This window comes from Prauserella shujinwangii (assembly GCF_003001955.1).
Taxonomy (GTDB): domain Bacteria; phylum Actinomycetota; class Actinomycetes; order Mycobacteriales; family Pseudonocardiaceae; genus Qaidamihabitans; species Qaidamihabitans shujinwangii.
Window position 1 is genome coordinate 250,403 of the sequence record NZ_PVNH01000010.1, and the last position, 23,245, is coordinate 273,647.

Sequence of the window (23,245 nt, forward strand, 5' to 3'; positions counted from 1 at the left end):
GTGACCGAGAACGACCGAGTACCCCTCACCCTGATCAGCGGCCTGTCCCCCGGGCCGGCCCTGCGGCTGGCCGACCTGCTGCACCACGCCGACCGCGCCACCGCGGTCGTGCACTACGACCTGCGCCAGGTGGAGCGCGGCATCGTGCACCGGAGGCTGCGGCTCGGCCCCCGTGACCAACTCACCGCGCTGGAACTGGGCCACGGCTGCGTGTCGTGCACGCTGCGCGAGGACCTGCTGCCCCTGCTGCGCAGGCTCAGCGGCATGCCGCAGGTCCGCCGCATCGCCGTCCACCTCGACGAGGCCATGGAGCCCGAACCGGTGTGCTGGGCCCTGGAGCACGTGCTGGTCGGTGACCGCCCGGTGAGCACGGACGTGGAGATCGACGCCGTGGTGACGGTGCTCGACAGGACGACCTGGCTCGACGACGCCACCGGCGACGACACGCTCGCCGACCGCGGCCTGCGCGCGAGCCCCGACGACGAGCGGACACTCGCCCAGGTGGCCCTGTCCCAGGTGGAGTTCGCCGACGTCCTCGTGCTCGCGGGAGCGGCGCCGGACGCCTGGCACGCGGCCCGCACCGGAGCGGTGCTGGACCGCGTCGCGCCCACGGCCGCGCTGGTCGAGCTGACCGGTCTGGACCCGGCCGGGCTGCGTGCCGCCGTCCCCGCCGGTGCGCGGCGCGGCACCCTCGTCGACCCGCACGGCCCGCTGCTCGCCGGGCAGCCGCCGCTGCACGCCGACTGCGGCATCGCCGTCCTCACCTTCACCGAACGCAGGCCCTTCCACCCGGAGCGGCTCCACGACGCCCTCGACGTCCTGCTCGACGGCGTCGTGCGCACCCGGGGCCGCGCGTGGGTGGCCAGCAGGCCGGACACCGCGCTGTGGCTCGAGTCCGCGGGCGGCGGACTCGGCATCGGCAACGCCGGGCCGTGGCTGGACTCTCCCGGCGGGCCCGCGTGGGAGGACGTGTCCCCCGAGCGGAGGGCCCTCGCGTCACTGCGCTGGGACCCGGTGTTCGGTGACCGCGCCCAGGAGCTGGTGGTCGTGACCCACCAGGCGGCACCGGCCGAGATCGAGGCCGCCCTGCGCGGCGCCCTGCTCACCGATGCCGAGCTCGCGGAGGGCCGCACGGCGTGGCGGGCCTATCCCGACCCGTTCGGCGAGTGGCACACCGAGCCGTGCGAGGACACCGAGGACAGGCAGCACCCCGGCGTCTCCGTCAACCAGGGAAGGGACGAGCGCCCGTGAGGAAAGGCATCCACCCCGACTACCACCCGGTGGTGTTCCAGGACTCGTCGACCGGCGACGCGTTCCTCACCCGGTCGACCATCACCTCCGACCGCACGATCGAGTGGAGCGACGGCAACACCTACCCGCTCGTGCTGGTCGACGTGAGCTCGTGGTCGCACCCGTTCTGGACCGGGACGCGGCGCATCATGGACACGGCGGGACAGGTGGAGAAGTTCCATCGCCGCTACGGCAGGCGAGGACAGGGAGGCGCGAGGTAGATGGCGGTTCCGAAGCGGAGGATGTCCCGCGCGAACACGCGGTCGCGGCGCGCGCGGTGGAAGGCCGAGGCACCGGACCTCGTTCCGGTCGTGGTGGACGGCGAGCGCAGGCTGGTGCCGCGCAGGCTCGTCCGGGACGCCCACCGGTCCGGCCGGTGAACCCCGAGTGGGTGGGCGGCGTGTTCGACGCCGCCCACCACGAGTTCGCACACTGGTCGGCCCGCCTGTGGCGGCCGCTCGGCGAGATCACCGCGGCCGTCGCCCGGCCCGCTCCTGGCGAACGCGTCCTCGACGCGTGCTGCGGCGCGGGCGCGTCCGCGATCCCCGCCGCGGTGGCGGTGGGCGGCGGGGACGAGGGTGGCACCGTGGACGCCGTGGACGTGTCCGGTTCGCTGCTGGAGCTGGGGCGGCGTGAGGCGGCCGAGCGCGGCCTGGACCGGATCCGGTTCACGCGGGCTGACGTGCTCGGCTGGCGGGGCGGCCCGTACGACCTCGTGCAGTGCTGCTACGGCGTGTTCTTCTTCCCCGACATGGACGCGGGCACGCGGCGGCTGCTCGGCCTGCTGCGCCCCGGCGGGCGGCTCGCGGTGAGCACGTGGCTGCGGGACGGTATGGCGCGGCTCGTGCCGATCGGCCGGGCGGCGGCGCTGCCCGAGCGGCCGGAGCTCGCCGAGTCGGCCGGGCAGCCCGACCCGAGTGCCCGGGTGAACACGCCGGAGCGGCTGCGCGACTGGCTCGGTTCCCTCGGCCTGCGCGACGTCGAGGTGCACGAGGTGCGGTTCGAGCAGCCGCTGCACCCCGATGACGCGTGGACGTTCCTGCTCAACGCGGCGATGCGCGGGTTCGTGGCGGGACTCGACGAACCCGCGCTGGACCGGGTGCGGACGCGGTTCCTCGACGGCCTCCGCGGCGCGGGAATCGACACGCTCGACGCCAGCTCCCTCGTCGGCGTCGGGCGCGTGTCATGAGCCGGGGCGGTAGAGCAGGCCGAGGAACTCCAGCAGCACCCGTTCGCGCAGCCGGGCGGGCGCGGCGGCCAGCAGGGCGTTGACCGGGGCCATCCGCTCGGGCAGCGCGCCGTCGCCCGCCAGCCCCGCACCCGCGAGCAGGCCTTCGAACTGCTCCGCCGTCAACGTGTCCGGGTCGAGCGCTCCGATCGCCGCCACCAGCTCGGGCGCGACCGCGACCGGTCCGGCCGCGCGGGCGGCGCGCACGGCGGCGGCGAGGTCGGTGAGGAAGGCGTCCTCACCGCCCCGGTTGGCGGCCGTGACGGTGAGGTGCAGGTTCACCGGTGACGAGCGGTGCGCGAACTGGGGCTGGACGTACCAGCCACGCGCCCGCATCTCGTCGGCCACGGTGAACAGGTCGAAGTCCGGCTCGCCGGTGGCGGGCCCGGCCGGCTCGCCGGTGAAGGCCAGCAGCGTGGCATCCGGGTCACCGAGCACGCGCAGGCCCGCGATCCGGCCGATGCCCTCACGCAGCGCGGCGGTCGCGGCACGTGTGTCGCGGGCGAGGCGGAGGTACCCGTCGTCGCCGACGTGCCGGAGCACCGCCCAGGCCGCCGCGAGCGGGCCACCGGACTTGGTCGACTGGATCGTGGTGTTGAGCATCGTGTAACCGGGCCAGTCCGCGCTGGCGAAGTAGTGCCCACCGCGCAGCGCCGGGTCGGCGTGCAGCAGCACGGAGACGCCCTTCGGGCAGTAGGCGTACTTGTGCAGGTCCACCGAGATGCTGGTGACCCCGGGCACGGAGAAGTCGAACGGCGGCACAGCGGCGCCGAGCCGCCGCAGGTACGGCAGCACCCAGCCGCCGATGCACGCGTCGACGTGCATCCGCACCCCGCGGGCCGCCGCGGCGGCGGCGATCTCGCCGACCGGGTCGACGACGCCGTGCGCGTACGACGGCGCGCTCGCCACCACCAGGACGGTGTGCTCGTCGATGGCCGCCGCCATGGCGGCCGGGTCGGCGCGGAACGTCACCGGGTCCACCGGCACCTCCACGGCCCGCACGCCGAACAGGTGCGCCGCCTTGCGGAACGCCGCGTGCGCGGTGGCGGGCAGCACGACGGCGGGCGCGGCCACGTCCCGCCTGCCCTCCCGCGCGGCGAGCACCGCCAGCAGGCACGACTCCGTGCCGCCGGAGGTCACCGAACCGACCGTGGCCGTGGTGCCGCCGAGCAGTCCGGCGGCGGCCGCCACCACGTCGTTCTCCATGCGCAGCAGGCTGGGGAACGCGGTCGGGTCGAGCCCGTTCGCCGGCGACGCCAGCGCGTACGCCGCCATGCCCAGCTCGTCGAGTCCCCGGCGCCCGCTGTCGTAGACGTAGGCCAGGGTGCGGCCGCCGTGGGTGGGCATGTCCGCCGAGCGCAGCGCGCGCAGCTGGGCCAGCACGTCCTCCGCGTCGAGCCCGTCCGGGGGCAGCGCCGTCACGAGCCCACCACCTCCGCCTTCCGTTCCCCGTCGAGGACGCTGCGCCGCAGCAGCGGGATACCCAGCAGGATCAGCACGGCGGGCAGCGCCGAGAACCCGACCGTGATCGCGGTGACCGCGCTGTCGGGCTGCGCCACCAGCCGGCCGCCCGCGCTGGAGACGTAACCGCCCGCGCCGAGCACCAGCCCGAACAGCCCGGGCCCGAGCGCGAGCCCGAGCGTCTCGGCGGCCGTCCACACGCCCGCCGTCACCCCGGCCCTGGTGGCGCCCGTGCGTTCCTCCTCGGCGGTGATCAGGTCGGGCAGGATCGCCAGCGGGAAGACCTGGATGCCCGCGTAGCCGACCCCGGCCGCGGCCACGAAACAGAACACCGCCGCCAGCGGCAGCACCTGCGCGAACAGCAGGCCCACCAGTGCCGCGCCGAACACCGCGGACGCGACGCGGAAGCCGGTGAGCTTGCCACCGGTGCGCCCGATCCGGTCCCACAGCGGCATCACCAGCAGCGCGGGACCGACGAACCCGGCGAACAGCAGCGCCTGCAGGTCGGCGTCGCCGAGCACGTACCGCGCCACGTAGCTGACCCCGGCGAGCAGCGTCGCGACGCCGAGCGCCTGAACGAAGTACACGGCGAGCAGCCAGCGGAACGACCGCCACCGCCGCATCGTGGCCAGCAGCGCCCGCCACGTGGGCGTGGGCTGCAGCAGCCGCCCGGCGGGCGCGCGCCGGAGGCCGAGGTACACGCCGATCGTGCCCGCGACGATGAGCACCCCGACGAAGACGCCCATCACCCGGTAACCGGGCACGCCGCCCAGCGCGCTCACGATCGCGGGGGCGCCCGCACCGGACACGAGGATGGCCAGCGCCAGCACGGCGATCCGCCACGTGGTGAGCCTGGTCCGCTCGTGGTAACCGGCGGTGAGCTCGGCGGGCAGCGCGTTGAACGGCACCTGGAAGAACGCGAACGCGGTGGCGCAGGCGAAGAACACCGCGACCACGTAGGCCGCGTCGGTGGCGGGGCTGCCGAAGCCGGGGTGGGCGAACAGCGCCGCGAAGCACACCGCCAGCGCCAGCCCGCCGAGCAGCAGCGAGCGCCGCCTGCTGCCGCGCCGGGCGAGGCCCGCGTCGGAGATGCGGCCCGCGACCGGGTTGAACAGCACGTCCCATGCCTTGGGCAGCAGCACGATCGCGCCGGCCGCGGCGGCGGGCACCGCCATCGTGTCGGTCAGGTAGGGCAACAGCAACAGCCCTGGCACGGTGCCGAACGCGCCGGTGACGAACGAGCCCAGCGAGTACCCGAGACGCGTCCGTCTCCCCAGCGCGACGTTGCTCACGGGTCAGGAGAGTACGGCAGCCACCTTCCGCAGCATGGCCGCATCGCCGCGGACGAGGATCGTGGTCACCACCGACTCCTCCCACGCGGCGAGCTCGTCCCTGATCTTCTCCGGCGGCCCGATGAGCGAGGTGTCCTCCACGAGGCTCGTCGGGATCGCGGCCGTCGCCTCCTCCTTGCGGCCGGACAGGTAGAGGTCCTGCACCTTGTCGGCGACGTCGGCGTAGCCCATGCGCGCGAACACGTCGTGGTGGAAGTTCATGTTCCGCGCGCCCATGCCGCCGATGTAGAGCGCCAGCGACGGCTTGATCCAGCTCGCGGCCTCCTCGACGTCGTCGTGCACGATGACCGGCACCGACGCGGCGACCTCGAAGTCGCCGGGCCGTTCCCCCCGGCGGGCGAAGCCCTCCTCCAGCGCGGCGCGGTAGAAGCCGTCACTGCGCGGCGAGAAGAACAGCGGCAGCCAGCCGTCGCAGATCTCGGCGGACAGCGCGACGTTCTTCGGCCCCTCCGCGGCGAGGTAGAGGGGGATCCGCGGGCGCAGCGGGTGCACCGTGGACTTCAGCGGCTTGCCGAGCCCGGTGCCGCCGGGCAGCGGCAGCCGGTACTGGTCGCCGTCGAACCGCACGGGTTCCTCGCGCGCGACCACGCGGCGGATGATCTCGACGTACTCCCGGGTGCGTGCCAGCGGCTTCGGGTACGGCTGGCCGTACCAGCCCTCCACCACCTGCGGCCCGGAGGCGCCGAGCCCGAGCACGAACCGGCCGCCGCTGAGATGGTCGAGCGTCATCGCGGCCATCGCGGTGGCCGTCGGCGTGCGCGCGGACAGCTGCACGATGTTGGTGCCGAGCGTGATGCGCGAGGTGGACGCGCCCCACCAGGCGAGCGGGGTGAGCGCGTCGGAGCCGTACCCCTCGGCCGTCCAGACGGAGTCGAAGCCGAGGTCCTCCGCCGTGGTGATCGCCTCCAGCGCGCCCTCCGGTGGACCGGACGACCAGTAGCCGAGGTGGTAGCCCAGTTTCACGTCGTCTCCCTACTCTCGAACGTCCGGTGCATAGTGCGTCGGGCTGTCGCGTTCGTCCAGTGGCGGCAGGTTCCGCGCCGGGGTCTCCACCGGCGGGGTGTCCACCGGATCCTTGCCGAGCGCCCGGCGCCAGCCCGCCCTGGCGCGCGGGTGGTAGCGGCGCTCGAACGGCACGAGCGTGAACGCCGCGTTGATGGCCCGGCCGGCCAGGCGGTGCAGCCGCTCGTCCCGCCGCGTCCAGCGGAAGCCGAGCAGGTCGCGGACCGGCTGGTCGTACATGCCGACCGTCAGCCAGACGAAGCCTTTCGCGACGGGCACGCGCAGCAGGCGCCACAGCGGGTCGGGCAGCCACCGCAGCGCCGGGGGCTTGGCGATCTCCCGGATGTCGAGCACGTCCCTGGTGGCCTTGTTGTCCTCCAGCACCTCGGTGCACATCCGCTGCCAGTACCGCTGGAAGTCCTCCCAGGTGCGCGGCACGGGACGCATGCTCATGTCGTACATCCGGTACCAGCGGACGTGCTCGTCGAACAGCTGCCTGCGCTGCGCCTCGGTGAGCCCGCCCATGAAGTGCTCGCCGATGCGGATCGTGCTCACGAAGAACGTGGCGTGCGCCCAGTAGTAGGTGTCCGGGTCGAGCGCGTGGTAGCGGCGCCCGCGCGCGTCGACCCCCTTGATCGTGTCGTGGTACCCGCGCACCTCGAGCGCGGTGCGGTGGGCGCGCGGGCCGTCGTAGACGACGCCGCCGATCGGGTAGAGCGAGCGGAACAGCCGTTCCCAGCGTTCCCGGAAGAACTGCGAGTGCTGCTCGACACCCGCGCCGAGCCCGGGGTGCATGTTCTGCATGGACCCCGCCCACAACGCGATGAGCAGGCCCCGCCAGTCCCCGAAGATCCGCCAGGTCAGCGAGTCCGGGCCGAGTGGCTCCGGCCTCGTCCGCCTGGCGGCGCCGCGTTCCCCGGCCTGTGTCATGGCAGCTCCCTCGCCGACGACCAAAGTGACCACACCTGTTGTCAGGCTAAGGTTGACAACGAACGTAGTCAATTGAGGAGCGCAGTGATGCCCGAAGCGGCCCGGACGTGGGCGGGGACGACGCTGGACGACCGGAGAGCGGCCCGGCGCAGGCTGCTCCTGGACACCGGCCTGGAACTGCTCGGCACCGGGAGCGCCGCCGCGGTCAGCGTGCGGGCCGTGTGCCGGCACGCCCGGCTGACCGAGCGGTACTTCTACGAGAACTTCACCGACCGCGACGAGCTGGTCCTCGCCGTGTACGACGAGGTGGTCACCGAAGCGCACCGGGCCCTGGTCGGCGCGGTGGAGTCGAGCGGGCCGGGGCCGCGGCAGCGGGCGGAGGCCGCCGTGCGCGCGTTCGTGGCGCTCATCCTCGACGACCCCCGCAAGGGACGGGTGCTGCTGCTGTCCCCCGTCACCGACCCCACGCTGAGCAGGCGCGGGGTGGAGCGGCTGCCGATGTTCGCCGCGCTCGTGCGCGAGCAGCTGGCCGACCGGGCCGACGAGGAGGACCGCGAGATGACCGCCACCGCGCTGGTCGGCGCACTCGCCAACGTGTTCAGCGCCTACCTCGCGGGCACGCTCGCGGTCAGCAGGGAGCGGCTGACCGCGCACTGCGTGCGGCTCGTGCTCGGCGCCAACGCGCTGCACTCGTGATCAGCCGTCCCGCTCGGCGGCCAGCTGCAGGGCGATGTCGATGATCATGTCCTCCTGGCCGCCGACGTAACGGCGCTCCCCCACCCGGTACAGGATCTCGTGGGCGGGCACGCCGTAGCGCTCCGCGGCGCGCTCGGCATGCAGCAGGAAGCTCGAGTACACCCCGGCGTAGCCCTGGACGATCGACGAGCGGTCCAGCACCGGCAGCCGGGTGATGTAGGGCTTCACCACGTTCTCCGCCGCGTCCATGAGAACGTCCTTGTCCACGCCGGTCGCCACCCCGAGCCGGTCGAAGACGGCGGCGAGCACCTCCGTGGGCGAGTTGCCCGCCCCGGCGCCCAGCGCGACGAGCGAGCCGTCGATCTGCCGCGCACCCGCCCGGTAGGCGAGCACGGAGTTGGCGACACCGAAGCTGAGGTTCTGGTGCCCGTGATAGCCGACCTGCGCCGCGTCGCCGAGCTCGGCGACGAGCGCGGCCACCCGGTCCGCGGCCTCCTCCAGGATGAGCGCACCCGCCGAGTCCACGACGTACACGCACTGGCAGCCCGCGTCGGCCATGATCCGGGCCTGCTTGGCCAGCTCCTCCGGCGTGACCATGTGCGCCAGCATCAGGAACCCCACCGTCTCCAGGCCCAGCGCGCGGGCCTCGGTGAAGTGCTGGACGGAGACGTCGGCCTCGGTGCAGTGGGTGGCGATGCGCACCGCGCCGGCGCCGAGCCCGGCGGCGGCCTTCAGGTCGGTGACCGTGCCCAGCCCGGGCAGCAGCAGCACGGCGATCGTCGCCCGCTCGGCCTCGTCGACGGCGGCGGCGATCAGCTCGCGTTCGTCCACCAGGGAGAACCCGTAGTTGAACGTCGAGCCGCCCAGGCCGTCGCCGTGCGTGACCTCGATGAGCGACACGCCCGCCCGGTCCAGCGCGCGGACGGTGTCGCGGACGTTCGCCTCGGTGAACCGGTGCGCCATCGCGTGGCTGCCGTCGCGCAGGGTGGTGTCGACCAACCGGACGTCGCGGTTCATGCCCGCACCTCCCTGCGCCCGGTGATCCGCTCCGCGAGGAGCTCCCCGACCCGCGCGGCCGCCGCGGTCATGATGTCGAGGTTGCCCGCGTAGGCGGGCAGGTAGTCACCGTTGCCCGCCACCTCGAGGAACACCGCCACCCGCGCGTGGCCGTTCCAGTCCGGCCGGGGATCGTCGAACTGCGGCTCCGCCTTGAGCGTGTACCCCGGGACGTAGGTGCGGACGTGCTCGACCATCCGGTGGACCGACTCCGCGACCGCGTCCCGGTCGGCGTCCGGGTCGATCGCGCAGAAGACCGTGTCGCGCATGATCATCGGCGGCTCCATCGGGTTGATGATGATGATCGCCTTGCCCTTGGCGGCGCCGCCGACCTCCTCCAGGCCGCGGGCGGTGGTCTCGGTGAACTCGTCGATGTTCGCGCGCGTGCCCGGGCCCGCCGAGCGGGACGACACTGACGCGACGATCTCCGCGTACGGCACCGGGGTGACCCGGGAGACCGCGTGCACGATCGGGATCGTGGCCTGCCCGCCGCAGGTGATGAGGTTGAGGTTGGGCGCGTCCAGCTGGTCGGGCAGGTTCACGGCGGGGCAGGTGAACGGCCCCACGGCGGCCGGGGTGAGGTCGACCGCCTGGATCCCGGCCTCGGCGTAGCGCGGCGCGCTCGCGAGGTGGGCCTTCGCCGAGGTCGCCTCGAACACCAGCTCCGGCGGCTCGTCGCGGGCGAGCAGCCAGTCCACGCCGCCCGCGGAGGTCTCGATGCCCAGCTCCGCGGCCCTGGCCAGCCCGTCGGACGCCGGGTCGACGCCGACCATGTAGCGCACCTCGACCCGCTCGCTGCGGAGCAGTTTGGCGAGCAGGTCCGTGCCGATGTTCCCCGGGCCGACTATCGCGGCCGCCGCGCGTTCGCTCATGCGGATGACCGTCGGGCACGGCATGCGGCATCATCAACGCATGTGTCCCGCTGAGCGGAACGACCCCGGCGACCCCGCCTCGGCGGCCGTGCGGGTGGCCGCCCTGCTCACGGCGTTCGCACCCGGCGACGAGGCGCTGGGCGTGTCGGAGCTGGCTCGCAGGACCGGGCTGCCGAAGTCGAGCGTGCACCGGCTGACCGGGCACCTGGTGCGCACCGGCCTGCTGGAGCGGGACGGCAGCGGCGTGCGGCTGGGGCTGCGGCTGTTCGAGATCGGGCAGCTGGCGACGCGGCAGCGCGGCCTCGTCGAGGCCGCCCGCCCGTACCTGGCCGACCTGCGCGAGGCGACCCGCAACACCGTGCACCTCGCGGTGCTGGAAGGCACCGAGGTGGTCTACCTCGACGTGCTCCGCGGTCCGGACGCGCCGCGGCTGCCCTCGCGGATCGGGGGCCGCTTCGCCGCGCACGCCACGGCCGTGGGAAAGGCGATCCTCGCGTTCTCACCGAAGTCCGTTGTGGACGGTGTGCTGGCGGCGGGGCTGCCGAGGATCAGCGCGCGCACGATCACCGCACCCGGGCTCCTGCGCCGGCAGCTCGGCCGGGTGCGGGAGGAGGGGCTGGCCTACGAGCGGGAGGAGTCGGGGCCGGGGGTGGTGTGCGCGGCCAGCCCGCTGTGCGGCAGCGACGGCACCGCCCGCGCCGCGATCTCGCTGTCCGGCTGGACCAACCGCATGCGCGTCGAGCGGGTGGCACCCGCCGTGCGCACCGCCGCCCTCGCCCTGTCCCGCACCCTCCCCTAGCCCCCGGCGCGCCCCAAACTCACCAATGTGGCATTGGTGGCGTCCAGCGCACCGAACGCCACATCGGGTGCGCGTGACGCACCCGATGTGGCATTGGGGAGCTTCGGGGCGGAAGAGTGACGCGACGCCGGGGGTCAGCTCTCCTGGTGGCCGAGCAGGTGCTCGAACGCCAGCTGCGACAGGTGCGCCAGGCCGTAGCCGCGCTCGGCGGCGGCGTCGGGGTCGAACTCCTCGAACGCGGAGCGGTCGGCCTTGAGGTCCGCCGGGCGCTCGCCCTCGGCCAGCGTCGGCTCGGCCAGTGCGGGCACGCGCGCGGCGGCCAGCGCCTCCTGCACCCGCGGGTCGGCCCGGAACGCCCGCGCCCGCTCCCGCAGCAGCAGGTAGCTGCGCATGTTCGCGGCCGCGCTGGCCCAGACCCCGTCGAAGTCCTCGGTGCGCAGCGGCTTGTAGTCGAAGTGCCGCGGACCCTCGTAGCCGCCGTTCTCCAGCAGGTCCACGAGGAAGAACGAGGACAGCACGTCGCCGTGCCCGAAGATCAGGTCCTGGTCGTAGCGGGGCCCGCGCTGGCCGTTGAGGTCGATGTGGAACAGCTTGCCCTGCCACAGCGCCTGCCCGATGCCGTGGACGACGTTGAGCCCGGCCATCTGCTCGTGGCCGACCTCGGGGTTGAGGCCCACCATCTCGTGGTGCTCGAGCGTCGCGATGAACGCCAGCGCGTGGCCGACGGTGGGCAGGAAGATGTCGCCGCGCGGCTCGTTGGGCTTCGGCTCGAGCGCCAGCCGCAGGTCGTAGCCCTGGTCGAGCACGTACTGGGCGACCGTGTCGATGCCCTCCCGGTAGCGGTCGAGCGCGGCCCGCACGTCCTTGCCCGCGTCGGTCTCGGAGCCTTCCCGGCCGCCCCACAGCACGTAGGTGGACGCGCCCAGCTCCGCCGCCAGGTCCACGTTGCGCATGATCTTGCGCAGCGCGTACCGCCGGATGTCGCGGTCGTTGTTGGTGAGCGCGCCCTCCTTGAACACCGGATGCCCGAACAGGTTGGTGGTCGCCATCGGCACCACCAGCCCGGTCTCGTCGAGCGCGGTGCGGAACCGCTTGATGTGCTGCTCGCGGCTGGCGTCGTCGCTGCCGAACGGGATCAGGTCGTCGTCGTGGAAGGTGATGCCCCACGCGCCGAGCCCGGCGAGCTTGTGCACCGCCTCGGCCGGGTCGAGCGGAGCCCGGGTGGCCGAGCCGAACGGGTCGACGGCTCGCCAGCCGACCGTCCAGAGACCGAAGCTGAACTTGTCCTCACGAGTGGGTTGCACGACCACGATGTCCTCCAGCACTGGAATAGTTCGGTCACTGAACTTATCCATCGCCACGCGGTCGGGTCAAGACCTTTCGTTCAACGGCTGAACCTTTAAGATCGTCCGGTGACCCAGCCCAGGCCCGCAGGCCAGCACACCGTCCGCAGGCACAACTCCGCGCTCGTGCTCGCCGCCGTCGCGGAGTCGCCCGGGATCTCCCGCGCGGGTGTGGCGGCACGCACCGGCCTGACCAAGGCGACCGTCTCCAGCCTGGTCGACCGGCTGATCGGGGCGTCCCTCGTGCACGACGCCGGGCCGGAACGGCGGCCAGGACCGGGCAGGCGGGGCACCTCCCTGTCGCTGTGCCCGTCCGGACCGCACGGGCTCGGCGTGGAGATCGGCGTGGACTACGTGGCGACCTGTCTGGTCGACCTCACCGGCCGGACCCGGCACGAACGGGTGCGGCCCGCGGAGAACCGGTCCCGGCCGGTGCCCGAGGTGCTGGCCGAGGTCGCCGCGGAGCTCACCGCGGCGCTCGGCGAGGCCGGGGCGCTCGGCGTCGCCGTCGGCGGGATCGGGGTCGCCGTGCCCGGCCTGGTCGAGGCGTCCACCGGGCTGCTGCGGCGCGCGCCCAACCTGGACTGGGACGACGTCGACGTGCCCGCCGAGCTGCGTGACCGGGCCGCCCTGCCCGACGTGGAGATCCTCGTGGGCAACGAGGCGAACTTCGCCGCGCTGGCCGAACTGTGGGCGGGCGGCCACACCGGGCCGCGCGACTTCGTCCACGTGTCCGGGGAGATCGGCATCGGCGCGGGCATCGTCATCGGCGGGGAACTGTTCGACGGCGTGCACGGGTTCGGCGGGGAGCTGGGGCACTTCCCGGTCACCCCGGACGGGCCACGCTGCACGTGCGGCGCTCGCGGCTGCCTGGAACGGCTCGCCGGGCAGGACGTGATCCTGGAGCGAGCCGGGGCCGCCGACCTCGGCGACCTGCTCGACCGGCTCGTCGCGGGCGAGGACCGGGCGGCCGGTGCGGTACGGGAGGCCGGACGCTGGCTGGGCACGGCGCTGTCCGCCGTGGTCAACCTGCTCGACGTGCCCGCCGTCGTGCTCGGTGGCACCTACGCGCACCTGCACCCGTGGCTGGCCGACCCGCTGCGGGCCGAGCTGCGGGCCAGGGTGCTCGGCGGACCCTGGTCTCCGGTCGAGGTGCTGCGCTCCGACCTCGGCACCGAGGCGGCGGTCCGCGGCGCGGCCGCCTCCGCCGTCCGCACCATCCTCGCCGATCCGGACGCCTTCATGGCCTCGCTCAGCTGAGCACCGCGGGCCTCCGCCACGGCGCACCGCGCACGTGGTGGTCGAGGAACGCGAGCACGGTGGCGTAGCAGGCCTTGATGTTGCCGGGCTTGCCGATGAAGTGCCCCTCGCCGGGGAAGAGCAGGAACTTGTGCGGCGCCGGGCCGCCCGGGACCGCCGACCGGGACGACAGGTCCCGCCACAGGTGCAGCGCCTCCCCGACCGGGACCCGGTGGTCCCGGTCGCCGTGCACGACGAGCATCGGCGTGGTGACCGCGTCGGCGAACCGGTGCGGCGAGTACCGCCGGGCGGTGTCCCGGGACCGCTGCCTGCGCATCAGGTGGGCCGTGTCGGCGGTGTCGGCCGACCGGTCCAGGTCCCAGATCGAGGCGTGCGTGACGATCGCGGCGAACCGTCCGGTGTGCCCGGCGATCCAGTTGGCCAGGTAGCCGCCGAACGACGCGCCCGCGACCGCGGCCCGGTCCGCGTCGATGTCCGGACGGCCCTGGGCGGCGCCGGTGAGCGCCAGGATGTCCGTGTACGGCGCGTCGCCGAAGGCGGCCCAGCCGCGCCGGACGAAATCCAGCCCGTACCCGGTGGACAGCGCGTAGTCCGGCAGCAGGACGGCGTACCCCCGGGCGACCGGGACCCACGGGTTCCACCGCCAGCTCCAGGTGTTGCCGGAGGCGAGCGGTCCGCCGTGGACCTGCACGAGCAGCGGCGCGGGCGAGCCCGCCCCCGCTCCGTGTGGGACGGCGAGCCAGGCTCGCAGCGGGGTCCCGTCGTCCCCGGCGGCGGTGACCTCCGCGAGGAAGCCGGGGAGCCGGACCCGCACGCCGAGGGCGTCCGCCGGGCCGGGCAGCGGCTCGGCCACCGGGGCACCGCCCAGCGGGACGCGGACGGGTGCGGGCGGGCCGTCCACCGCCGACCGCAGCGCGTACACCCACCGCCCGTCCGGCGAGACGCACGGGTCGGTGTAGGCACCGTGGTCACCGGTCAGCCGCGCGGCGTCGCCCGTGGCGAGGTCCACCCGCCACAACGGTGCCCGGCCGTGGTCGTCCGCGGCGACGACGACCGCGCCGCCGTCCGGGCTCCACCGGGGTTCCCGGGGCCAGCGGTCCCCGCCCGCCGCCACCGCGCGCGGCGCGCCGCCGGTGAGCGGGGCGACGCCGAGGCACACGTCGCCGGGATCGGCCGGGGTGTACCGGGTCCGCCGGAGGAACACCACGTGCGTACCGTCCGGGGAGACCCGCGGTGAGCCGTACTCGTGGCCGGGCTCGTCCGCCAGCGTCCGGCGCCGTCCCGTCCCGGCGTCGATGGCCACGAGCGTGTGCCGCTGCGCGCCGCCCGGCTCGGCCACCGCCCACAGGCTGACCACGGTGCGGCCGTCCGGGGTGATGTCCCACGTGCACTCGTCGCCGAGCGCGCGCCCCACGTGCCCGGTGAGGTCGGTGGGCGGCACCGGCCCGTCCCGGGCCGCGCCGAGGTCGACGGCGAGCAGGCGCGTCCGGCCGGGGCCGAGGTCGTGGTCCCAGTGCCGGACCGGGAACTCCTCGTGCAGCAGTGCCGAGACGCCCGCCCGTTCCCGGGCCGCCCGCGCCTGCTCGTCCTGGCGTACGTCCCGGGACCCCGGCAGCATCGCCGCGCCGACCACGGCCGTCTCGCCGCCGGCGACGAGCCCGCGCGCCCCGGCGGGCAGGCGCGCGACGGCCCGGGGCGCACCGCCCCCGGCCGGGCGGAGCCACAGCGACGGCTCCGGCGCGTCGGAGACGAACAGCAGATCGCCCCGGGAGGTGAACGCCACCGTGCCCGCGATGTCCCCCGCCACCCCGCCGGGGTCCAGGGGCCGCGCGGGCCGCGCACCGTGCGGATCGACGTCCCAGAGCCCGGTCCGGAACCGGTGGGCGTCGTGATCGGGCACCGCCACGCCGGTGACGAGCCGCCCGCCGTCCGGCGACAGCCACAGCCCGGCAGGCCGGGGCAGTTCGACGAACGCGTCCAGGTCTCCGAATTCTTCGAACACCTGTTCGATCCTGCCGCCCGGTCGCGGTCATGGCAAGGGCCGTGTCACATGCCGGGCTTCGGCGGTGCTCCGACAATGTGGGGAACGACGTGGAGGTCCCGGAGCGCCGGGGGACCGTGCCCGCCACCCTGTCCGCGACCGCGTCCCCGGGCAGCGGCGGCGTGACCGGGCGGACCGAGCGGAAGGACGAGGTGGCCGTGCCGGGTCCGCAGCGACGACGGGCCGTCCGGGCCGACCTCGAACAGGTCTTCCGCGCGTCCTATCCGCGGGTGGTCGCGGTCGCCGCGCGGGTGCTCGGTTCCCGCGACGGTGCCGAGGACGTGGCACAGGAGGTGTTCCTGGCCTTCGGGCGCTCGTCCGTGCCCGCCGGGGAGGCGGCGGGATGGTTGTCCGTCGCCGCCGCGCACACCGCGCTGAACCACCTCCGGTCCGGCCGCCGCCGGGCCTCCCGGGAGCAGTCCGCCCGGGGTGTCGACGCCGCCTCCCCCGACGTCGCCGATGCCGTCGTGACCCTCGACGAGCGCCGCCGCGTGCGGGCCGCGCTGGCCCGGCTTCCCCGGAGGCAGGCCGTGGCGCTGGTCCTGCGGCACAGCGGCCTCAGCTACGCCGAGGTCGCCGCCGCCCTCGGCCTGTCCCCCGGCAGCGTCGGCACCACCGTGCGGCGCGCCGAATCCGCCCTGCGTGAGGAGTTGAACCGTCATGCGTCATCCCACTGACGGCACGCTGCGCCGGCTCCTGGACGAGCCCGCCGGTGTCGCCGATGCCGATCGCCGGCACGTCGCGGGCTGCCCGGTGTGCCGTTCCGCACTGGCCGCCGTCCAGGAGGACGCGGCCGCGGCGGGCGCGGCGCTGCACGCCGGCCTCACCGTGGACGGCGCGGACACCGACGCGGGGTGGCACCGCCTGTCCCGGGAAGTCGCCTCCGGCCGTCCGCGGCCGCGCCCCGCGGCGGCCCGCACCGGCCGGTGGCGGGCGGCGCTGCGCAGCCCGGTCACCGCGGTGGTCGCCGTCGTCGCCCTGCTCACCGGCGCCGGTGCCGCCGCCGCCGCGAACTGGCTGCAGATCTTCCGCACCGAGCAGATCGCCCCGGTCACGATCAGCCAGGCCGACCTGGTCGCGCTGCCCGACCTGTCCGCCTACGGGGAGGTCGAGACGAGCGGGGACGTCGACCTGCGGCAGGTGGCCGGCCGGGCCGAGGCGGCGGAGGCCACCGGCATCCCGGTGCCGCGCGTGACCGCATTGCCCCGCGGCGTGACGGGAGAACCGGAATACCAGGTCGCCGGGCAGGTGAGCGCGGTGTTCACCTTCTCGGCGGAGAAGGCCGCACGGGCCGCCGAGGCGGCGGGCGAGACACTGCCGGCGCCACCGCCGGGCCTCGACGGCAGCCGGTTCCGGCTGACCGGAGGTCCCGGCTTCGCCGCGGTCTGGTCGGAGCCGCGCGGCGTGCCCGCCATGATCGTGGCCCGCGCGGTCGCGCCCTCCGCGTACTCCGAGGGCATCCCGTTCGAGACGGCCCGCGACTACCTGCTGTCCCTGCCCGGCCTCCCCCAGGACGTCGCGTCGCGGCTGCGCGGGTTCTCCGGTGCCGGGACGACGCTGCCCCTGCCGGTCCCGGACGGGCTGGTGACGACCTCCACCGCGGACGTGGGCGGGGCACCGGCCACGGTGCTCACGTCGCGGGACGGCCTGCTCGCGGGCGTGGTGTGGGTGGACGACGGCATCGTCACCGCGGTGGGCGGCCCGCTCACCGACGACGAGGTGCTGTCGGTGGCCCGCGAGGTGGCGTCGCGATGACCGCGGGCCCGTCCGGCGAGACCGCGGCACGGTTGCTCGCCGAGCTGCCCCCGTCGCCGGCGGTGTGGTGCTCGGGCCTGCGCAAGCGGTACCGGCGGCGCACCGCCGTCGAGGACGTGTCCTTCTCCGTCGGCCGCGGCGAGGTGGTCGGCCTGCTCGGGCCCAACGGGGCCGGGAAGACGAGCGTCGTCAAGATCCTGCTCGGCCTGGTCCGGCCCGACGCGGGCGAGGTGCTGCTGCTCGGGCGGCCCGCGCAGGACCCACGGGCCCGGGCCCGGGTCGGCTACCTGCCTGAGCTGTTCCGGTACCAGCCGTGGCTCAGCGCCGACGAGGTGCTGCGCCTGCACGTCCGGCTCACGGGCGCGGCGGTACCCGAGGGGGAACGCCGGGAGTGCCTGGCCCTCGTCGGCCTCGCCGACCGGGCGGGTGACCGGGTGGGCGGCTTCTCCAAGGGCATGCAGCAGCGCCTCGGCCTCGCCGTCGCCCTGGTGGCCCGTCCTGAGCTCGTGGTCCTCGACGAGCCGACGAGCGCCCTCGATCCACTCGGCCGGGCCGATGTGCGGGACCTGCTGCTCTCGCTCAAGGCGCGCGAGGTCGCCGTGCTGGTCAACTCGCACCTCATCAGCGAGGTCGAGCGGGTCTGCGACCGGGTCGTCATCCTCGACAAGGGCCGCCTCGCCGCGTCCGGCACCCTCCAGGAGCTGCTCGGCCAGCAGGAGGTCCGGCTGCGGCTCGACGGGGTGACCGCGCGGGCCGAGGCCCGGCTCGCCGCCGCGGGCGGGCTGACCCGGGAAGGGAACTCGTTCACCATCGCGCTCGCCGACGAGGACACCGCCACCGTCCCGGACCTCGTGGCGGATCTCGTCGCGCTCGGCGTGCGCGTGCACGCCGTCGAACCCGCGCGGATCACCCTCGAGGAGCGGCTGCTGGGGATCCTGCGCACCGGCTCCGGGGGTGAGCGGCCGTGACCGCGCGCACCGTGCCGACCGTGGCCGCGCTGACCGTCCAGGAGGCCGCCCGCCGCCGGGTGCTGCGCGCGCTCGCCGTGCTGACGGTCGTGCTCCTCGCCCTCAGCGCCTGGGGGTTCTCCCGGATCGACGCCGAGTTCGGCGGGCTGACCAGCGGGGAGGCCCGGCTGGCCGCCGCCACGGTGCTCAACCTGGTGATGTTCGGCCTGAGCCTGATCGCCGCCCTCGGCACGGCGTTCCTGGCCGGGCCCACCGTGGCCGGCGACGTCGAGTCGGGGGTCGCGCTGGCGGTCCTGGCGCGCCCGGTGCGCCGCGGGGCGGTACTGCTGGGCAAGTGGCTGGGTCTCGTCGTCTTCGGCTGCGGCTTCGTTGCCGTGGCCGGGCTCACCCAGCTCCTCATCGTCCTGGCCACCACGGGCTACTGGCCGCCGGATCCGCTGACCGGGCTGGCGCTGCTCGCCGCGCAGGCCGTCGTGCTGCTCACCCTGGGCCTGCTGCTGTCCACCGTCATCTCCCCGATGGCGTCGGGGATCGTGGCCGTCGGCCTGTTCGGCGCCACGTGGATCGCGGGCGTGGTCGGCGAGATCGGCGCAGCCTTCGGCAACGAGAGCGTGGCGCGGGTCGGCACCGTCTCCCGGATGCTGCTGCCGACCGACGGCCTGTGGCGCGGGGCCATGAACGCGTTCCAGGACCCGGCCTTGCTGACGCGGTTCAGCGACGCGTTCCGGGGCCATCCGTTCCTGAGCGAGGTGACCCCGACCCCGGCCTACCTCGGGTGGGCGGGAGTCTGGGTCGCCCTCGTTCTCGGGCTCGCGGTCATCGCGTTCACCCGCCGCGACCTGTGAGCCCGCGCCAGGGCTACGCGGACCCGCGGACCACCAGTTCGGTGGGCAGCAGGATCGAGGGTGGGAGGTGCCGCTCCCCCGCCAGCTGCGCGAGCAGCCGCCAGGTGAGCGTGCGGCCGAACTCCTCGACCGGCTGCCGCACCGTGGTCAGCGCGGGCGTCACCGAGGTCGCGAAGACGGAGTCGTCGAAGCCGACCACGGCCACGTCCTCCGGCACCCGCCTGCCCTGCCGCGTCAGCTCCCGCAGCGCGCCGACCGCGATGATGTCCGCCGCCGCGAACACCCCGTCGATGCCGGGGTGGCGCCGCAGCAGCTCCGCCATGGCGGCCGCGCCGCCGTCCACGGAGAAGTCGCTGTGCACCACCGCGTCGGTGGGCAGGTCCGCCTCGGACAGCCCCCGGCGCCACCCGACGAGCCGGTCGATGCCGACCGCCATGTCCTCGGGCCCGGCGATCGTCGCGATCCGGCGCCGCCCGCCCGACACCAGGTGCCGGGCGGCGAGCAGGCCACCGGTGAAGTTGTCCGCGTCCACGTAGGGCACCCCGGCGCCGCCGAGCGGGCGGCCGCCGGCGACGACCGGCACCCCGGCCGTCGCCAGCCGCCCGGGCAGCGGGTCGCTGCCGTGCATGCTCACCACCAGCGCACCATCGACGTGCCCGCTGCACAGGTAGTTCTCCAGGGCCTCCCCCTCGTCTCCGGCGTCGTCCCCGGCCAGCATCAGCACCAGCTGGCGCTTGCTGCCGGCCAGCCCGGCGTGGATGCCGCGCAGCACGCCCGCGAAGAACGGGTCACCGAACACCCGGTCACCGGGTTCCGAGACCACGAGCGCGATCGAGTTGGTCCGCCGCGTCACGAGGCTGCGGGCGGCCTCGTTCGGGACGTACCGCAGCCGCTCGATCGCCCGGTTCACCGCCTCGCGGGCGCGCGCGCTCACCCCCGGCAGGTCGTTGATCACCCGGGAGACGGTGGAGCGGGACACGCCGGCCTCCCGCGCCACCTCCTCCAGGGTCGGCGTCGGCCGCCCGTCGACCGTCGCCTCGGCGGGATCGATCATCGCTCTCCTGTCGCGGGCCCGCGCAGCCCGTTGTCCGCCATCACCCGCGAATACCATGACGCACTGAGTTTCGGGGTGCGGCGCTGGGTGCGGTAGTCCACGTGCACCAGGCCGAACCGCTTGGCGTAGCCCTCGGCCCACTCGAAGTTGTCCAGCAACGACCAGTGGAAGTAACCGCGCAGGTCCACGCCCTGCCGCACGGCCTCGTGCGCCGCGCGCAGGTGGCCGTCGATGAACGCCACCCGGTCGCCGTCCTCGACGGTGCCCCGCTCGGTGAGCTGGTCCGGGAAGGCCGCGCCGTTCTCGGTGATGTACAGCGGCAGCCTCGGGTACTCCTCGTGCAGCCGCAGCAGCAGCGTGGTCAGCTCGCCCGGGTTGATGTCCCACCCCGAGTCCGTCTGCGGGAGCCCGCGCTTCGGGAAGCTCGCGCTCTCCGCGCCCACCCACTCCGACGGTGGCCCGGACTTCTCGTCGGGCTTCGCGGAGACGTAGTGATCGCGGTAGTAGTTGATGCCGAGGAAGTCCAGCCGCGCGCCGATCGTGTCCAGATCGCCCGGCTGGACGAGTTCCCCGAGGCCATACGGCGCCAGGTCGACGAGCACGTCGTCCGGGTAGTGCCCGCGCAGCACCGGGTCGAGGAACACCCGGTTCTGCAGCCCGTCGATCCGCCTGCCCATCTCCACGTCGGCGGGGTCGTCCGGGTCGGCCACGTTGACCGGGAACAGGTTGAGCGTGATCCCCGCACCGGCCCCGGGCGCGAGGTCCCGGACGACCCGCGTGCCCAGCCCGTGTGCGAGCAGCAGGTGGTGCACGGCGGCCACCGCCGCCTCCGGCTCGGTGCGGCCCGGGGCGTGCCTGCCGGAGGCGTAGCCCGCGAACGCCGTGCACCACGGCTCGTTGAACGTCGTCCACCAGCCGACCCGGTCACCGAGGCGGCCGAGCACCGCCTCGGTGTAGTCGGCGAAACGGTGTGCGGTGTCCCGGTTCGCCCAGCCGCCGCGCTCCTCCAGTTCCTGCGGCAGGTCCCAGTGGTAGAGGGTCGGCCAGGGCACGATGTCCGCGGCCAGCAGCTCGTCGGTGAGCCGCTCGTAGAAGTCCAGCCCGGCGGGGTTCACCGCACCCCCGCCCGGGCGGATCCGCGGCCACGCGATCGAGAACCGGTAGGCCCGGACGCCCAGCTCGGACATCAGCCGCACGTCGTCGGCCATCCTGCGGTAGTGGTCGGCGGCGGGGTCCCCCGTGTCGCCGTTGGCCACCTTCCCCGGCCGTGCGCAGAAAGCGTCCCAGATGGAGGGACCTCGACCATCCACTGTGGTCGATCCCTCGATCTGAAAGGCCGCGGTGGAGACACCCCACAGGAAGTCCTGCGGGAACGTCACATCGGCTACGGCCGGGTCGGCCTCGGTACGGACAATCGACACGAATCTACCCCTTCACAGCGCCTTGCATGATGCCGGCCACGATCTGACGGCCGAGCAGGACGAACACGACGAGAACCGGAATGGTGGCCAGCGTGGTGCCGGCCAGGACGAGCGAGTAGTCGACGTAGTAGCCGCTCTGCAGTTTCTCCAGTGCCACCTGGACGGTGGGGTTGTCGGCGTTGAGCGCCACCAGCGGCCACAGGAAGTCGTTCCACGACGTCATGAACGTGAACATGCCGAGGAACGCCGCCGCGGGCCGCACCGCGGGCAGGCACACGTGCCAGAACACGCGGATCATGCTGCAGCCGTCCGCCCTGGCCGCCTCGATCAGCTCGTACGGCACGGCCTCCACCGTGTACTGCCGCATCCAGAACACCCCGATGGCGGTCACCAGGTTGGGCACGATGACGGCCTGCAGCTCGTTGGCCCAGCCGAACTCCGCCATCGCCATGTACAGCGGGATGATGCCGAGCTGCGTCGGGACCGCGAGCGTCGCGACGACGAGCACGAACAGCACGTTGCGCCCGCGGAAACGCAGCTTCGCGAAGGCGAACCCGGCGAGGGTGGAGAAGAACACCGTCGAGATCGTCACGGAGCCGGCCACGATGACGCTGTTGCCGAGCGCCTTCCAGAACGGCACCGTGTCGAACACGCGCTGGGCGTTGGCGAAGAAATTGCCCCCGGGGACCAGCGGCGGGATGTTCTCGGTGAGCATCGAGCTGTCCCGGCTGGCCACCAGGAACGACCAGTAGAACGGGAAGATCGACCCCAGCACCCACGCCGTCAGCAGGCCGTACACCCAGAGGTTCGCGCGCCCGAGCGTGCCACCCTGCTCGCGGGTGGCCCGCCGGAACGGCAGCGGGAACGTGGTCATCGTTTGCCCTCCCCCGTCGTGGCGATCCGCCTCGTCAGCAGGAAGTTCACCAGCGCGACGAGAATGATGATCACGAAGAGGACCCACGCGACGGCGGAGGCGTAGCCGAGGTCCTCGCGTTCGAACGCCGTTTGGTACATGTAGAGCGTGATCGTCTGGAACTGGTTGGTCGATCCGCCGTTGTTGGAGCCGGGCATGGCGTCGAACAGCTTCGGCTCGGTGAAGATCTGCAGGCCGCCGATCGTCGAGGTCACCACCACGAAGATCAGGGTCGGCCGCAGCAGCGGCAGGGTGACGCTGAAGAACCGGCGCACCGCGCCCGCGCCGTCCACCACCGCCGCCTCGAGGATCTCCCGGGGGATCGCCTGCATCGCGGCCAGCACGATCAGCGCGTTGTAACCCGTCCACCGCCAGTTCACCATGATGGCGATCGCGACGTGGCTGGAGAACCGGTCGGCCTGCCAGTCGATCCGGTCGAGACCGATCGTCTCCAGGATCCCGTTCACCAGGCCGTAGTTCGGCCCGAACAGGTTGGCGAAGATGATGCCGATCGCCACGAGGCTCGCCACGTACGGCATCAGCACGCCGACCCGCCAGCCGGTCGGCCCGCGCAGCCGCGTGTTCAGCAGTGCGGCCAGCAGCACCGCCATCATGATCTGCGGGCCGCTGGAGAGCACGAAGATGCTGACGGTGTTCACCAGCGTCTTCCAGAACTGCGCGTCGGCCAGCAGGATCGCGTAGTTCTCCAGGCCGATGAAGGTCGGGTTGTCGTCGATCAGCTCCCAGTCGAAGAACGACACGTAGAACGTGTAGAGCAGCGGGAACAGCCCGACGATGCCGAAGATGACGAAGAACGGGGAGACGTAGAGGTACGGGGACAGCCGGACGTCCCACCGGCTCAGCCGGTGGCGCCACGGGATGCGCGCCACGGCCTTGCCGGTGGGAGCCTCCGGCTCGTCATCCGTCCGCAGGTCGCGTCCGGTGCCGAGATCGGTACT

23 protein-coding genes are annotated in these 23,245 nt (G+C 73.9%); 11 read left to right on the forward strand and 12 right to left on the reverse strand.

Annotated features, from left to right (window positions below; all coding sequences use genetic code 11):
- The 4 genes from mrf to B0I33_RS23860 are packed head-to-tail and all read left to right on the forward strand — an operon-like array spanning position 1 to position 2,479.
- Positions 1–1,251: a ribosome hibernation factor-recruiting GTPase MRF gene (gene mrf, locus B0I33_RS23845; RefSeq protein ID WP_106181089.1), complete on the forward strand. Its 1,251-nt coding sequence runs from the start codon at positions 1–3 to the stop codon at positions 1,249–1,251.
- A complete protein-coding gene (locus B0I33_RS23850; protein ID WP_106181090.1) occupies positions 1,248–1,511 on the forward strand; it encodes a type B 50S ribosomal protein L31 in 264 nt (87 codons plus the stop codon). The genes mrf and B0I33_RS23850 overlap by 4 nt, the downstream gene beginning before the upstream one ends.
- Positions 1,512–1,670 carry a 50S ribosomal protein L32 gene (rpmF, locus tag B0I33_RS23855; RefSeq protein ID WP_106181091.1) on the forward strand — a complete coding sequence of 53 codons (159 nt, stop codon included), beginning with the start codon at positions 1,512–1,514 and terminating at the stop codon, positions 1,668–1,670.
- Positions 1,667–2,479, forward strand: coding sequence for a class I SAM-dependent methyltransferase (locus tag B0I33_RS23860; protein ID WP_106181092.1), 813 nt, complete (start codon positions 1,667–1,669; stop codon positions 2,477–2,479). The genes rpmF and B0I33_RS23860 overlap by 4 nt, the downstream gene beginning before the upstream one ends.
- On the opposite strand, the gene B0I33_RS23865 is transcribed toward B0I33_RS23860, so the two are convergent.
- The 4 genes from B0I33_RS23865 to B0I33_RS23880 form a co-directional block, all read right to left on the reverse strand.
- Positions 2,474–3,865, reverse strand: coding sequence for a pyridoxal phosphate-dependent decarboxylase family protein (locus B0I33_RS23865; RefSeq protein WP_106181170.1), 1,392 nt, complete (start codon positions 3,863–3,865; stop codon positions 2,474–2,476). The genes B0I33_RS23860 and B0I33_RS23865 overlap by 6 nt on opposite strands.
- A gap of 71 nt (positions 3,866–3,936) precedes the next feature.
- Positions 3,937–5,271, reverse strand: coding sequence for an MFS transporter (locus B0I33_RS23870; RefSeq protein ID WP_106181093.1), 1,335 nt, complete (start codon positions 5,269–5,271; stop codon positions 3,937–3,939).
- 3 nt (positions 5,272–5,274) lie between these two features.
- On the reverse strand, positions 5,275–6,294 hold the full coding sequence (locus B0I33_RS23875; protein WP_106181094.1) for an LLM class F420-dependent oxidoreductase: 1,020 nt from the start codon (positions 6,292–6,294) through the stop codon (positions 5,275–5,277).
- Between the two features lie 9 nt (positions 6,295–6,303).
- Positions 6,304–7,263, reverse strand: coding sequence for an oxygenase MpaB family protein (locus B0I33_RS23880; RefSeq protein WP_106181095.1), 960 nt, complete (start codon positions 7,261–7,263; stop codon positions 6,304–6,306).
- A gap of 87 nt (positions 7,264–7,350) precedes the next feature.
- Between B0I33_RS23880 and B0I33_RS23885 the strand changes: the two genes are divergently transcribed.
- On the forward strand, positions 7,351–7,959 hold the full coding sequence (locus B0I33_RS23885; RefSeq protein ID WP_106181096.1) for a TetR/AcrR family transcriptional regulator: 609 nt from the start codon (positions 7,351–7,353) through the stop codon (positions 7,957–7,959).
- Here B0I33_RS23885 and dmpG read toward each other — a convergent pair whose 3' ends face one another.
- Positions 7,960–8,976 (reverse strand): 4-hydroxy-2-oxovalerate aldolase, encoded by a 1,017-nt coding sequence (dmpG, locus tag B0I33_RS23890; protein ID WP_106181097.1) that lies wholly within the window; start codon positions 8,974–8,976, stop codon positions 7,960–7,962. It abuts the gene before it with no gap.
- Complete coding sequence (locus B0I33_RS23895; RefSeq protein WP_106181098.1) at positions 8,973–9,887, reverse strand: acetaldehyde dehydrogenase (acetylating); 915 nt, start codon at positions 9,885–9,887, stop codon at positions 8,973–8,975. Before B0I33_RS23895 ends, dmpG begins: the two co-directional genes overlap by 4 nt.
- Before the next feature lie 40 nt (positions 9,888–9,927).
- On the opposite strand from B0I33_RS23895, the gene B0I33_RS23900 reads away from it, so the two are divergent.
- Positions 9,928–10,686, forward strand: a complete 759-nt coding sequence (locus tag B0I33_RS23900) for an IclR family transcriptional regulator (protein WP_106181099.1) — start codon at positions 9,928–9,930, stop codon at positions 10,684–10,686.
- Positions 10,687–10,820: 134 nt separating this feature from the next.
- Here B0I33_RS23900 and xylA read toward each other — a convergent pair whose 3' ends face one another.
- Positions 10,821–11,996, reverse strand: a complete 1,176-nt coding sequence (xylA, locus tag B0I33_RS23905) for a xylose isomerase (protein ID WP_106181171.1) — start codon at positions 11,994–11,996, stop codon at positions 10,821–10,823.
- 102 nt (positions 11,997–12,098) lie between these two features.
- Between xylA and B0I33_RS23910 the strand changes: the two genes are divergently transcribed.
- Positions 12,099–13,289 (forward strand): ROK family transcriptional regulator, encoded by a 1,191-nt coding sequence (locus B0I33_RS23910; RefSeq protein ID WP_106181100.1) that lies wholly within the window; start codon positions 12,099–12,101, stop codon positions 13,287–13,289.
- Here B0I33_RS23910 and B0I33_RS23915 read toward each other — a convergent pair.
- Positions 13,282–15,291, reverse strand: a complete 2,010-nt coding sequence (locus tag B0I33_RS23915) for a S9 family peptidase (RefSeq protein ID WP_106181101.1) — start codon at positions 15,289–15,291, stop codon at positions 13,282–13,284. The genes B0I33_RS23910 and B0I33_RS23915 overlap by 8 nt on opposite strands.
- A gap of 77 nt (positions 15,292–15,368) precedes the next feature.
- Between B0I33_RS23915 and B0I33_RS23920 the strand changes: the two genes are divergently transcribed.
- The 4 genes from B0I33_RS23920 to B0I33_RS23935 are packed head-to-tail and all read left to right on the forward strand — an operon-like array spanning position 15,369 to position 18,898.
- A complete protein-coding gene (locus tag B0I33_RS23920) occupies positions 15,369–16,007 on the forward strand; it encodes a sigma-70 family RNA polymerase sigma factor (protein WP_219927248.1) in 639 nt (212 codons plus the stop codon).
- Positions 15,991–17,085, forward strand: coding sequence for a hypothetical protein (locus B0I33_RS23925; RefSeq protein WP_106181102.1), 1,095 nt, complete (start codon positions 15,991–15,993; stop codon positions 17,083–17,085). The genes B0I33_RS23920 and B0I33_RS23925 overlap by 17 nt, the downstream gene beginning before the upstream one ends.
- Positions 17,082–18,053 (forward strand): ABC transporter ATP-binding protein, encoded by a 972-nt coding sequence (locus B0I33_RS23930; RefSeq protein WP_106181103.1) that lies wholly within the window; start codon positions 17,082–17,084, stop codon positions 18,051–18,053. Before B0I33_RS23925 ends, B0I33_RS23930 begins: the two co-directional genes overlap by 4 nt.
- Entirely contained in the window at positions 18,050–18,898 is an 849-nt protein-coding gene (locus B0I33_RS23935) for an ABC transporter permease (RefSeq protein WP_106181104.1), read from the forward strand. Before B0I33_RS23930 ends, B0I33_RS23935 begins: the two co-directional genes overlap by 4 nt.
- Before the next feature lie 13 nt (positions 18,899–18,911).
- Here B0I33_RS23935 and B0I33_RS23940 read toward each other — a convergent pair whose 3' ends face one another.
- Genes B0I33_RS23940 through B0I33_RS23955 form a run of 4 tightly spaced genes read right to left on the reverse strand, consistent with a single transcriptional unit; the run spans position 18,912 to position 23,218 of the window.
- Positions 18,912–19,952, reverse strand: a complete 1,041-nt coding sequence (locus B0I33_RS23940) for a LacI family DNA-binding transcriptional regulator (RefSeq protein ID WP_106181105.1) — start codon at positions 19,950–19,952, stop codon at positions 18,912–18,914.
- Complete coding sequence (locus B0I33_RS23945; RefSeq protein WP_245900978.1) at positions 19,949–21,373, reverse strand: GH1 family beta-glucosidase; 1,425 nt, start codon at positions 21,371–21,373, stop codon at positions 19,949–19,951. The genes B0I33_RS23940 and B0I33_RS23945 overlap by 4 nt, the downstream gene beginning before the upstream one ends.
- Before the next feature lie 4 nt (positions 21,374–21,377).
- Positions 21,378–22,247 (reverse strand): carbohydrate ABC transporter permease, encoded by an 870-nt coding sequence (locus B0I33_RS23950; protein ID WP_106181107.1) that lies wholly within the window; start codon positions 22,245–22,247, stop codon positions 21,378–21,380.
- The gene (locus B0I33_RS23955; protein WP_106181173.1) at positions 22,244–23,218 is read right to left on the reverse strand and encodes a carbohydrate ABC transporter permease; all 975 of its coding nucleotides are present in this window, start codon (positions 23,216–23,218) and stop codon (positions 22,244–22,246) included. Before B0I33_RS23955 ends, B0I33_RS23950 begins: the two co-directional genes overlap by 4 nt.
- Positions 23,219–23,245: the final 27 nt, after the last annotated feature.

Excerpts from the sequence above, each read along its gene's own strand:
- rpmF (WP_106181091.1), top strand. The coding sequence starts at position 1,512 with ATGGCGGTTCCGAAGCGGAGGATGTCCCGCGCGAACACGCGGTCGCGG.
- B0I33_RS23865 (WP_106181170.1), bottom strand. The coding sequence starts at position 3,865 with ATGCCCACCCACGGCGGCCGCACCCTGGCCTACGTCTACGACAGCGGG.
- B0I33_RS23880 (WP_106181095.1), bottom strand. The coding sequence starts at position 7,263 with ATGACACAGGCCGGGGAACGCGGCGCCGCCAGGCGGACGAGGCCGGAG.
- B0I33_RS23885 (WP_106181096.1), top strand. The coding sequence starts at position 7,351 with ATGCCCGAAGCGGCCCGGACGTGGGCGGGGACGACGCTGGACGACCGG.
- dmpG (WP_106181097.1), bottom strand. The coding sequence starts at position 8,976 with ATGAACCGCGACGTCCGGTTGGTCGACACCACCCTGCGCGACGGCAGC.
- B0I33_RS23895 (WP_106181098.1), bottom strand. The coding sequence starts at position 9,887 with ATGAGCGAACGCGCGGCGGCCGCGATAGTCGGCCCGGGGAACATCGGC.
- B0I33_RS23900 (WP_106181099.1), top strand. The coding sequence starts at position 9,928 with ATGTGTCCCGCTGAGCGGAACGACCCCGGCGACCCCGCCTCGGCGGCC.
- B0I33_RS23925 (WP_106181102.1), top strand. The coding sequence starts at position 15,991 with ATGCGTCATCCCACTGACGGCACGCTGCGCCGGCTCCTGGACGAGCCC.
- B0I33_RS23930 (WP_106181103.1), top strand. The coding sequence starts at position 17,082 with ATGACCGCGGGCCCGTCCGGCGAGACCGCGGCACGGTTGCTCGCCGAG.
- B0I33_RS23940 (WP_106181105.1), bottom strand. The coding sequence starts at position 19,952 with ATGATCGATCCCGCCGAGGCGACGGTCGACGGGCGGCCGACGCCGACC.
- B0I33_RS23950 (WP_106181107.1), bottom strand. The coding sequence starts at position 22,247 with ATGACCACGTTCCCGCTGCCGTTCCGGCGGGCCACCCGCGAGCAGGGT.